This window comes from Sphingobium jiangsuense (assembly GCF_014196495.1).
Lineage (GTDB): Bacteria > Pseudomonadota > Alphaproteobacteria > Sphingomonadales > Sphingomonadaceae > Sphingobium > Sphingobium jiangsuense.
Map to the genome: position 1 here is coordinate 25933 of NZ_JACIDT010000027.1, position 10642 is coordinate 36574.

The 10642-nt window shown below is 65.8% G+C and carries 8 protein-coding genes and 1 pseudogene; 6 read left to right on the forward strand and 3 right to left on the reverse strand.

What is annotated here, in order from left to right; genetic code table 11:
- Positions 1 to 51: 51 nt before the first annotated feature.
- The 3 genes from GGR43_RS21405 to GGR43_RS21415 form a co-directional block, all read right to left on the reverse strand.
- Positions 52 to 468: a MerR family transcriptional regulator gene (locus tag GGR43_RS21405; RefSeq protein WP_188073848.1), complete on the reverse strand. Its 417-nt coding sequence runs from the start codon at positions 466 to 468 to the stop codon at positions 52 to 54.
- Between the two features lie 121 nt (positions 469 to 589).
- A complete protein-coding gene (locus GGR43_RS21410; protein ID WP_246343970.1) occupies positions 590 to 2254 on the reverse strand; it encodes a long-chain-fatty-acid--CoA ligase in 1665 nt (554 codons plus the stop codon).
- A 13-nt stretch (positions 2255 to 2267) separates the two neighbouring features.
- Positions 2268 to 3584 carry an OmpP1/FadL family transporter gene (locus GGR43_RS21415; protein ID WP_188073849.1) on the reverse strand — a complete coding sequence of 439 codons (1317 nt, stop codon included), beginning with the start codon at positions 3582 to 3584 and terminating at the stop codon, positions 2268 to 2270.
- A 317-nt stretch (positions 3585 to 3901) separates the two neighbouring features.
- On the opposite strand from GGR43_RS21415, the gene GGR43_RS21420 reads away from it, so the two are divergent.
- The 6 genes and pseudogenes from GGR43_RS21420 to GGR43_RS21445 form a co-directional block, all read left to right on the forward strand.
- On the forward strand, positions 3902 to 5038 hold the full coding sequence (locus GGR43_RS21420) for a thiolase family protein (protein WP_188073850.1): 1137 nt from the start codon (positions 3902 to 3904) through the stop codon (positions 5036 to 5038).
- Complete coding sequence (locus GGR43_RS21425; protein ID WP_188073851.1) at positions 5035 to 7359, forward strand: 3-hydroxyacyl-CoA dehydrogenase/enoyl-CoA hydratase family protein; 2325 nt, start codon at positions 5035 to 5037, stop codon at positions 7357 to 7359. The genes GGR43_RS21420 and GGR43_RS21425 overlap by 4 nt, the downstream gene beginning before the upstream one ends.
- A gap of 19 nt (positions 7360 to 7378) precedes the next feature.
- Complete coding sequence (locus GGR43_RS21430; protein WP_188073852.1) at positions 7379 to 9169, forward strand: acyl-CoA dehydrogenase C-terminal domain-containing protein; 1791 nt, start codon at positions 7379 to 7381, stop codon at positions 9167 to 9169.
- Between the two features lie 20 nt (positions 9170 to 9189).
- Positions 9190 to 9612 (forward strand): PaaI family thioesterase, encoded by a 423-nt coding sequence (locus GGR43_RS21435; RefSeq protein WP_188073853.1) that lies wholly within the window; start codon positions 9190 to 9192, stop codon positions 9610 to 9612.
- A 132-nt stretch (positions 9613 to 9744) separates the two neighbouring features.
- On the forward strand, positions 9745 to 10338 hold the full coding sequence (locus GGR43_RS21440; RefSeq protein WP_188073854.1) for a TetR/AcrR family transcriptional regulator: 594 nt from the start codon (positions 9745 to 9747) through the stop codon (positions 10336 to 10338).
- 194 nt (positions 10339 to 10532) lie between these two features.
- A pseudogene (locus GGR43_RS21445) lies at positions 10533 to 10642 on the forward strand (electron transfer flavoprotein subunit beta/FixA family protein); the annotation flags it as partial.

Below are 10642 nucleotides of genomic sequence, written 5' to 3' on the forward strand. Positions count from 1 at the left end.
ACGATGAAGGCGAAGGTCCGCTTTTGCCCAAAACCAGCCTGTCCGATCGCCTCAATCCTTGCCCAGCCGGGCGAGCGCCTCGTTCCTGATCTGGCGCAGTTCGCTGACGGTTTCGTCGAGCGCGATGCGTTGCTGTTCCAGATCTTCCAGCCGTTGCTCGATCCGCGTGACGAGGCGGCTCATCTGTTCGACATGGTTCGGGTCCACATCGTAGAGATCGAGGAATTCCTTGATCTCGCGAATGGAAAAGCCCAGCCGCTTGCCGCGCAGCACCAGTTGGATGCGGCCGATTTCCCGCCGGGAATAGACGCGCGTGGTGCCGACGCGATGCGGCTCGATCAGCCCCTTGTCCTCATAGAAGCGCAAGGTGCGCTGGGTCACGCCCAGTTGCCCGGCGACTTCCTGTATGCCCTTGAAGCCGGTGTCCGGCTGGTCGGCGCGGGCCTTCTTGCCGGTCCGCGCGGTCATGCGCCGGTCCTCGCGAAAGGCACGCGGCGGGCGGCCATTGCGGCGCGGGAGAAGAATGGGGAGGGGGGTGAACAGTGCATCGTCATTTCCATCGCATCGGCGGGGCCGGACAGCGGCATCGTCAGGCGCGCTTCTTCCTTTCCTCTTCGATCAGTTCCTTTTTCGACAATTTGCCGATCAGCGTCTTGGGCAGCGCGTCGCGTATCTCGATCTCCTTCGGGATCTCGATCTTGCTCAGCCGCTCGGCGAGGAACGCGCCCAGCGCCTCGGCGGAAAGGGCGGAACCTTCGCGCAGCGCGACGAACAGCTTGGGCGACTGGCCGCGATAAGGGTCGTCTATGCCGATCGCGATCGCTTCCCGGATGTCGGGATGCTGATAGGCGGCATCCTCGATCACGCGGGGGTAGACGTTGTAGCCGCCGCACAGGATCACGTCCTTGATCCGGTCGACCAGGAACAGATAGCCGTCCTCGTCCAGATAGCCGATATCGCCGGTGCGCAGCGCGCCGTCCACGAACACCGCCGCCGTTTCCTCCGGCTTGTTCCAATAGCCCTTCATCACCTGCGGCCCGCGTGCGCAGACCTCGCCGCGCTCGCCCTGCGGCAGCAGGCGCGCGGGGTTTTCGGGATCGCGGATTTCGAGGATGGTGCCGGGGAAACGCGGGCCGCAGCTATTGTTCTTGACTCGGCCGTCGAGCGGGTTGCAGGCAATGATGGGCGAGGTTTCGGAAAGGCCATAGCCTTCCACCACGCGGGCGCCGGTGCGCTGCTCGAACCGTTCGCGCACGTCGAGGGGGAGCGGCGCGCCGCCCGATATGCAGGCGCGCACCGCCGACAGGTCCGGCACCTTGTCGTCGGGCAGGCCGTTCATCGCGACATAGATGGTCGGCACGCCGAAGAACTGTGTCGGCGGCTTGCGCCTGATGGTCTTGAGCACCTGGTCCATCTCGAACCGGGGCAGCAGCACCATCTCCGCGCCGATCTCCACCGAGAAGTTGAGCACGGTCGTCAGCGCGAACACATGGAACAGCGGCAGCACGCCGAGCGTGCGTTCCTGCCCGGCGCGCAGGCCGCCGACATGGATCAGCATCTGCGCGCTGTTGGCGGTGAGGTTGGCGTGGGTCAGCATCGCGCCCTTGGGCACGCCGGTGGTGCCCCCGGTATATTGCAGCACGGCGATGTCGTCCGGCTCGGCAGCCACCGGGTCGGGCGGGGCATCGCGGGCGATGAGCGCGCGAAAGCGGACATGCAGCGCCTCGTCGCGGACGACCGCATGATCCTTGCGCTTGATGAGGGTGAAGCCCCAGGCCTGCAACGGCGGCAGCACGTCCGCCATGCCGCATAATATCACCCGTTCGAGGCCGGATGCCGCCGCGATCGCCTGCACCTTGTCGTGGATCATCTTCACGTCGGGCACGGCCATCATGCGCGTGCCGGAATCGCGGATCTGATGCTCCAGCTCGCGCTCGGTATAGAGCGGGTTGAAGTTGACGACGATCGCGCCGATGCGCAGCGCCGCGAAATAGAGAATCACGAAATAGGGCGTGTTGGGCAGACAGAGGCCGAAGCGGTCGCCCGGCTTCAGCCCCTGATCCTGCAACCCCCGCGCCGCTCGGTCAACCATGTGCCCGATTTCCCCATAGGTCCAGCAACGGCCGAGAAAGTCGATCGCGGTCCGTTCGGCATAGTCCGCCACCGCCTTGTCGAGCAGTTCGGTCAGCAGCCGCGGGCGCGGCTCCATCTCCGTCGCGGGGCTGGAAAGGGGGGAGGGGGCAGGGTTGGTCATCGCGGCTCCGGTATCAGAAGGTGAACCGTCCGCCGAGCGACAGCACGACGGCGTGGGCATTTTCGAGGCGCCCGTCGACCAGTATCGCCGTCTGGGCGGGCGTTCCCGCAAAGGCGGCGGTCCGGCGGTCGATCGGCGCATCGTCGAAGGCGAGCAGGATGGCCGCCGCGTCGATGGTGAAGGACGGGGAAAGCGCATAGCTGGTGCCCGCCGAGAAGTTCCAGCGGTTGCTGTCCGGTACGCGGGCGTCGCGCTCTCCGTCGCGGGTGGGCGTCTGGTCGCGGGCGACGCCCGCGCGCAATGTCCATTGCGGCGAGACGGCATAATCCGCGCCGGCCGCGACGGCCCATGTGTTGCGGTAATTTTCCGGGATCGCCGAATAGACCGGCCCCAGCTGGATCGCGTCCAGCCTCAGCCGGATCGCATCGAACTTCGCCCAGCCGAACCGCGTCGCCTGCGCGTTCAGCGTCAGGTCCGGCGTGACGGCGAACCGCCCGCCGAAAGTGAGCTGCCATGGCGTGCTGAAGGTGGCGCGGACAGGCTGGGTAAAGCGCATTATCACCGATTGAAGCACCTCCGCATCACGGGTGAAAGTGCCGTTCAGCTTATGCTCGATGCTGGATTTGTAGCTGACGCCCAGCGACACCGGCCCGTCGCGATATTGGACGCCCGCGCTCCAGCCCAGATCCCAGCCCTTGCCCTCTAGGTCCTGATGACCGTCGAAACCCGACGTGAAGGGCAGATAATTGGCGAGGCTGGCATCCGCATATTCGATGTTGAGGCCTGCACCGAGGCTGAGACTGGCGGTCGGCATGAAGGCGACGGACGGCTGGATGTCGATGGTGCGCAGCGACGTTTTGTCGGCGGTATAGCGCACCCAGCTGTCGGCATCATAATCGGTGGTGAAATTATAGGGCGCGGCCAAGGCAAGGCCGACAGCCAGTTGCGGGGTCAGCCCATAGGCGAAGGCACCCGAAGGCACCACGCCCTTGTGGATCGGGTTATGGGTATTTTGCGCGCCGCCGACCGGAGCGGAGGCCTGACCCGGCCGGATGAGCTGCGTGTTGACGTTGCGCACATTGCCCGAAGGCAGCACCGCGCTCGCGCCCAGATAGGCGTCGCCGCCGGTCATCCCGCCGATCGCGGCCGGGTTCCACCAGAGCGAGGCCGCGCCCTGATCGGCCACCTCGCCCGAAAAGGCGCGCCCCGCGCCCCTGACCGACTGTTCCTGCAAATAAAAGCCGCCCGCCTGGGCGACGCCCGGCAGGCCGCTGCCCATCATCAGCGCCGTCAGCGATGCCCCTACGGCAGCCCTCTTGTCGATTTTCATTAAATTCTCCCCCCTGAATTCGTGATCCGCCGCTGGTCCCGATGCCGTTTCCTGCGCTTTCCAATGGTGAATAACGGCCGGACGATCCGACCTTTCACCTTCGACCTGCCGCAGGCGGCGCGATGGCATCGATCCTCTCTCCTCACTCTCCCCCGTCGGAACGACTGTCGAGGACAGGCGTCCTTTCGAATCATATCCTGCCGCAAAAATCTGTTGACGTATAGGGTAATTTGCGCACCATTAGGGAAAGAAGTAGGATTTAACCGATTCCCGTTTCGCAACCGACGAACCCCTGCTTACTCGGAGAGGCTTGATCGATGACTAACGTGGTTATTGTGGGTTATGCCCGTTCCCCCTTCCATCCCGCGGGCAAGGGCGCGCTGGCGCGGGTGCGGCCCGACGATCTCGCCGCGCAGGTTGTGCGCACCCTTGTCGAGCGGACCGGGGTGAAGGCGGCGGACATCGAGGACATCATCATGGGCTGCGCCTTTCCGGAAGGGGAGCAGGGCTTCAACGTCGCGCGGCTCGTCGGCCTGCTGGCGGATCTGCCGATCTCGGTCGGCGGCATGACGGTCAACCGCTTCTGCGGCTCCTCGATGAGCGCGATCCACATCGCCGCCGGGCAGATCCAGATCGGCGCGGGCGAGGTGTTCATCTGCGCCGGGATCGAGTCGATGAGCCGGGTGCCGATGATGGGCTTCAACCCGCTGCCCAACCCGGAACTCGCCAAGCGGAGCGCCGCCTATATCGGCATGGGCGACACGGCGGAAAATGTCGCGGCCAAATATCAGATCAGCCGGGCGGAGCAGGAGGCGTTCGCCGTCGCCAGCCAGCAAAAAGCCGCCGCCGCGCAGGCCGCGGGCAAGCTGGCCGAAGAAATCGTGCCGATCCCCACCAAGGGCGGCGTGGTGGATCAGGACGGCACGCTGCGCCCCGACACCACGGCGGAGGGCCTTGCGGGCCTGAAACCCGCGTTCAGCGCGGACGGCACGGTGACGGCGGGCACCTCCTCGCCATTGACCGACGGCGCCAGCGCGGTGCTGGTGACGAGCGAGGATTATGCCCGCGCCCACGGCCTGCCGATCCTCGCGCGGGTCAAGTCGGTCGCCATTTCCGGCTGCCTGCCCGAAATCATGGGCATCGGCCCGGTCGAAGCCTCGCGCAAGGCGATGGCGCGCGCCGGGATCGCCGCCGACCAGATCGACGTGGTGGAGCTGAACGAGGCGTTCGCCAGCCAGTCGCTCGCCTGCATTCGCGACCTCGGCCTCGATCCGGCGAAGGTGAATATCGACGGCGGCGCGATCGCCATCGGCCATCCGCTCGGCGCGACCGGCGCACGCATCGTCGGCAAGGCGGCGGCGCTGCTCAAGCGCGAGGGCGGCAGATATGCGCTCGCGACCCAATGCATCGGCGGCGGCCAGGGCATCGCGACTATCTTGGAGGCGGTGGAATGAGCGCGCCCCGGATCAAAAAGGTCTGCGTCATCGGCGCGGGCACCATGGGCGCGGGGATCGCCGCGCAGGTGGCGAATGCGGGCGTGCCGGTGCTGCTGCTCGACATCGTGCGCGACCCCGCCGATCGCAACGCCGTCGCGGCGGGCGCGGTCGCGAAGATGCTCAAGACCGACCCCGCGCCCTTCATGTCGAAGGCGGCGGCGAAGCTGGTCGAGGTCGGCAATATCGAGGACGATCTGGCGAAGGTCGCGGATTGCGACTGGATCGTCGAGGCGATCATCGAGCGGCTGGACCTGAAGCAGGACCTCTACGCGAAGCTGGAGGCGGTGCGCCGCCCCGGCACGGCGATCTCCTCCAACACCTCGACCATCCCGCTCGCGAAGCTGACCGAGGGGCGGAGCGAGGCGTTCCGCCGCGATTTCCTCATCACCCATTTCTTCAACCCGCCGCGCTATATGCGCCTGCTGGAGGTGGTCGCCGGGCCGGAAAGCGACCCCGCGCTGGTGGCGGCGGTGTCCGATTTCGCGGACCGCGGACTCGGCAAGGCGGTGGTGCGGGCGAAGGACACGCCCGGCTTCATCGCCAACCGCGTCGGCACCTTCTGGATACAGGCGGCGCTCAACGCCGCGTTCGACCTTGAACTGACGGTCGAGGAAGCGGACGCGATCGCGGGCCGCCCGATGGGCGTGCCCAAGACCGGCATTTTCGGCCTGATCGATCTGGTCGGCATCGACCTGATGCCCCATCTGAAACAGAGCCTTACCTCGACGCTGCCCGCAGACGATCCCTATCAGGCGATCGCCCGCACCGCGCCGCTGATCGAAAAGATGATCGCCGACGGCTATACCGGGCGCAAGGGCAAGGGCGGCTTCTACCGGATCAACCGCGAGGCGGGGAAGCGGAAGGAGGCGATCGACCTCGCGACCGGCGCCTACCGCCCGGCGGCTACGCCTCCCTCGCTGCCCGGCGCGGCGGGCAAGGGCGATCTCGGCGCGCTGATCGCGCTGCCCGGCAAGTTCGGTGCCTATGCCTGGGCGATCCTCGGCCCGACGCTGTCCTACGCGGCGAGCCTCGTGCCGCAGGCCGCGGACGATATCGTCGCGATCGATGAGGCGATGAAGCTCGGCTATAACTGGAAATATGGCCCGTTCGAACTGATCGACAGGATCGGCGCGACAAAGCTGGTGGAACGGCTGGCGGCCGAGGGGCAGCCGGTGCCCGAAATCCTGAAACTGGCCGGGCAGCGCAGCTTCTACCGGATCGAGCAGGGCAGGCGGCAATATCTCGGCCTTGACGGCGATTATCATGATGTCGTCCGCCCCGAAGGTGTGCTGTTGCTGGAGGACATCAAGGCCGCGTCGAAGCCGCTGCTGAAAAACGGCTCCGCCGCGTTGTGGGATATCGGCGACGGCGTGGTCGCGCTCGAATTCACCGGCAAGATGAACGCGCTCGACGGCGATGTGATGAAGCTGATCGGCGAGGCGATCCCGCTGGTGCAGAAAAGCTACAAGGCGCTGGTCGTCTATAATGAGGGCAGCAATTTCTCCGCCGGCGCCAATCTCGGCCTCGCGCTGTTCGCGCTCAACATCGCCGCCTGGGGCGAGATAGAGAAGCTCGTCTCCGGTGGGCAGCAGGCCTATAAGGCGCTCAAATACGCGCCCTTCCCGGTGGTGAGCGCGCCTGCCGGCATGGCGCTGGGCGGCGGGTGCGAGATACTGCTCCATTCCGACGCGGTGCAGGCGCATGCCGAAAGCTATATCGGCCTTGTCGAATGCGGCGTGGGCCTCGTGCCCGGCTGGGGCGGCTGCGGCGAGATGCTCGACCGCTGGAAGAAGAACCCGGCCCTGCCCAAGGGGCCGATGCCCGCCGTCGCCAAGGTGTTCGAGATTATCTCCACCGCGACCGTCGCCAAATCGGCGGCGGAGGCGAAGGAACTCGGCTTCCTGCGCCCCGCCGACGGCGTGACGATGAACCGCGACCGCCTGCTCGCCGACGCCAAGGCGAAGGCGCTTGCGCTGGTGGACGGCTATGCGCCGCCCGCACCGCCCGAATTTCGCCTGCCGGGCGCGGGCGGCAGGACGGCGCTGGACCTCGCCGTCCAGGGCTTTCAGGCGCGCGGCCTCGCCACCGAGTATGACGGCGTCGTCTCCGGCCTGCTGGCCGAGGTGCTGACCGGCGGCGATGCCGATCCGGTCGATGTGCTGAGCGAACAGGACATGCTGGCGCTGGAGCGCAAGGCGTTCATGACGCTGGTGCGCGAACCCCGTACCCAGGCCCGTGTCGAGCATATGCTGGAAACCGGAAAGCCGCTGCGCAACTGAAGCGATCGGGAGAGAGATTATGCAGGTATATGAAGCTCCGCTGCGCGACATGCGCTTCGTCCTCAACGAACTGCATGAGGATGACGGCTTCGGCGGCATAGCGGCGCTGGCCGAGTTCACGCCCGACCTGACCGGCGCGGTGCTGGAAGAGGCCGCGCGCATCTGTCAGGAGGTGCTGCTGCCCCTGAACCGTTCCGGCGACGAGGAGGGGTGCCATATCGAAAATGGCGTGGTGCGCACGCCCAAGGGCTTTGCCGACGCCTATAGCCAGTTCGTCGAGGGCGGCTGGGCCAGCCTCGCGGGCGATCCGCAATGGGGCGGGCAGGGGCTGCCCGAGGCGGTCAACAAGCTGGTGGAGGAGATGATCTGCGGCGCGAACGTGTCGTTCAGCCTCTATCCCGGCCTGACGCACGGCGCGACCACGGCGCTGGCCGGCCATGGCAGCGAGGACCTGAAACAGGCCTATCTGCCCAAGATGACGAGCGGCCAATGGTCCGGCACCATGTGCCTGACCGAGGCGCATTGCGGCACCGACCTCGGCATGCTGCGCACCAGGGCGGTGCCGCAGGGGGACGGCAGCTATCGCCTTACCGGTTCCAAGATCTTCATCTCGGCGGGCGAGCATGACCTCACCGAGAACATCGTCCATCTGGTGCTGGCGCGCCTGCCCGACGCGCCCGAAGGGACGAAGGGGATCAGCCTGTTCCTCGTGCCCAAATATCTGCCCAACGCGGACGGCGCGCCGGGCGCGGCCAACGGCGTCTCTTGCGCGGCGATCGAGCACAAGATGGGCCTCAAGGCGTCGGCCACCTGCCAGATGAATTTCGAGGAGTCGACCGGCTGGCTGGTGGGCGAGCCGAACAAGGGCATGGCGGCGATGTTCACGATGATGAACACCGAGCGCGTGTCCGTCGGCATCCAGGGGCTGGGCGTGGCGGAGGCGGCCTATCAGGCGGCGGTCTGGTATGCGAAGGAGCGGGTGCAGGGCCGTTCGCTGTCAGGCGTGAAGCGGCCCGATCTGCCTGCCGATCCGATCATCGTCCACCCGGACGTGCGCCGCATGTTGATGACGATGCGCTGCTGGAACGAGGGGTGCCGGGCGATTTCCGGCTGGGTATCGCGCGCGCTCGACGCGGAGAAATATTCCGACGATTCGGAGGTGCGCGCCCGCGCCGAGGATTTCGTCGCGCTGATGACGCCGGTGGTCAAGGCGCTGTTCACCGACCTTGCCTTCGACACGGCCAATCTGGCGGTGCAATGCTATGGCGGCCATGGCTACATCCGCGAAAGCGGGGTCGAGCAATATGTGCGCGATTCCCGCATCGCGATGATCTACGAAGGCACCAACGGCGTGCAGGCGCTCGATCTTGTGGGGCGCAAGCTGCCCGCGCATATGGGCCGCTATCTGCGCAGCTTCTTCCACCCGGTTTCCGCCTTTATCGAGGAAAATGGCGGGGAAGGGCCGTTGCAGCCGATGATCGTCGGCCTCAATCAGGCGTTCGGCGCGCTCCAGCTCGCCACCGGCATGATCGCGCAGCGCGGCCTCAAGGACCCGGAGGAAGCGGGCGCGGCGGCAACCGATTATCTGCGCCTGCTGGGCCTTGTCGCGATGGGCTATTGCTTCGCCCGCGCGGCGAAGATTTCCGTGGCGCGGCTCGCCGAGGGCGGGGACGATGCGGCTTTCTACAAGGCGAAGATCGATACCGCGGCCTTCTTCTTCGACCGGCTGCTGCCTCAGGCGACCGCCTGCTTCCTTGCGATCAAGGCGGGCAAGAAGTCGATGATGGCGCTGGAGGACGAGGCGTTCTGACGGGTGAGGCAGTCATGACGATGACCGGGCTGGATGAACTCAGGGCGATGATCGCGATCGGCAAACGCCCGCCGATGATGGAGCTGCTCGGCATTTCCTTGCTGGAGGCGGAGGCCGGGCGCGTCGTCTTCGGCGCGACGCCGGACCGCTCGGTCTATAATCCGCAGGGCATCGTCCATGGGGGCTTTGCCGCGACGCTGCTGGATAGCGCCTGCGGCATCGCCGCCTTCAGCGCGACGCGGAAACCGCAGGATTGCATCACGCTCGAACTCAAGATCGCCTATCACCGGGCGATGAACGAGAATACCGGGCCGGTGCGGGCGATCGGCACGGTGGTGTCGATCGGCAAGCGGGTCGCCCATACCGAAGCCCGCCTTGTCGATGCGCAGGATCGCCTCTGCGCCACCGCGACATCGACCCTGCTGCTGTCCGACCGGGCCTGAGGTCCGGGTGCCGGGCGGGAGTGCGCGGGGTAGCGGCTTGTTGCCCTCCCTCTGTTTACACGGCCCGGAAAAGTCGGTTAACAGGAAGGGCGGGCACACTTGCCCGCCGCTGGATTACCCGAAATGGATGGAATGTTGGAAGGTCCGAATACGCGTCAGAGAGACGGGGCAAGCGAACGTCGCCGCGAGATTCAGGAAATCGCCGCGCAGCTTTTCGCCCGCAAGGGGTACCGGGGCACGTCCATCCGGGACATTGGCGAAAAGGCCGGTGTGCTCGGCGGGTCGCTCTATCATCACATCAAGTCCAAGGATGCGCTGTTCGTAGAGCTGCATAACGAGGCGCTGAATTCGGCGGCGGAAAGGATCGCGCAGGCGATGGCGGCGCAGGCGGACCCGTGGGAAAAGCTGCGCGCCGCGTGCCGGACGCTGCTGGAAATCCAGTCCGACCCCAATTCGCTGACCTTGCCGATGATGAACGATTTTCGCGAGGTGCCGGACAAGGTGCGCGCGGAGCTGATCGAATGCCGCGACAAGTTCGAGGCCCTGTTCGCCGGGCTGGTGCGGGACCTGCCACTGCCGGACGATATCGATCGCTCCATCTACCGCAATCTGCTGCTGTCCCTGCTCAATTCAGTCGCGGACTGGTATCGCCCCGGCCGCCTGTCGCCGCAGGAGATCGGCGATCAGGTCTACCGGATTTTCCGCCATCATTGCCCGCCCGCCTGACGGATATATTCAGGCTGTTGTTTCTATTGAATTTTCCAGGTTTCCGTTTGTGCTTGTAAGTGTAACAAGTGTTTGGTACGAACGAAGCGTTCGCTGATATGGCAGCGCGGCTTTTTGCGCGCCGTGCCGGGTGCCGCTTCGAGGCGCGCATCGCCTGCGGGGCAAATTGATATCCTGAAAAGCAGGAGTGGAAGATGAAGCTATTGGTTCCGATAAAGCGAGTGATTGATTACAATGTGAAGCCGCGGGTCAGGTCGGATGGGAGTGGAGTTGATCTTTCGAACGTGAAGATGAGCATGAACCC

Bases quoted from the DNA above. Each gene is read 5' to 3' on its own strand.
- GGR43_RS21405 (WP_188073848.1), bottom strand. From the start codon at position 468: ATGACCGCGCGGACCGGCAAGAAGGCCCGCGCCGACCAGCCGGACACC.
- GGR43_RS21410 (WP_246343970.1), bottom strand. From the start codon at position 2,254: ATGACCAACCCTGCCCCCTCCCCCCTTTCCAGCCCCGCGACGGAGATG.
- GGR43_RS21415 (WP_188073849.1), bottom strand. From the start codon at position 3,584: ATGAAAATCGACAAGAGGGCTGCCGTAGGGGCATCGCTGACGGCGCTG.
- GGR43_RS21420 (WP_188073850.1), top strand. From the start codon at position 3,902: ATGACTAACGTGGTTATTGTGGGTTATGCCCGTTCCCCCTTCCATCCC.
- GGR43_RS21425 (WP_188073851.1), top strand. From the start codon at position 5,035: ATGAGCGCGCCCCGGATCAAAAAGGTCTGCGTCATCGGCGCGGGCACC.
- GGR43_RS21430 (WP_188073852.1), top strand. From the start codon at position 7,379: ATGCAGGTATATGAAGCTCCGCTGCGCGACATGCGCTTCGTCCTCAAC.
- GGR43_RS21435 (WP_188073853.1), top strand. From the start codon at position 9,190: ATGACCGGGCTGGATGAACTCAGGGCGATGATCGCGATCGGCAAACGC.
- GGR43_RS21440 (WP_188073854.1), top strand. From the start codon at position 9,745: ATGTTGGAAGGTCCGAATACGCGTCAGAGAGACGGGGCAAGCGAACGT.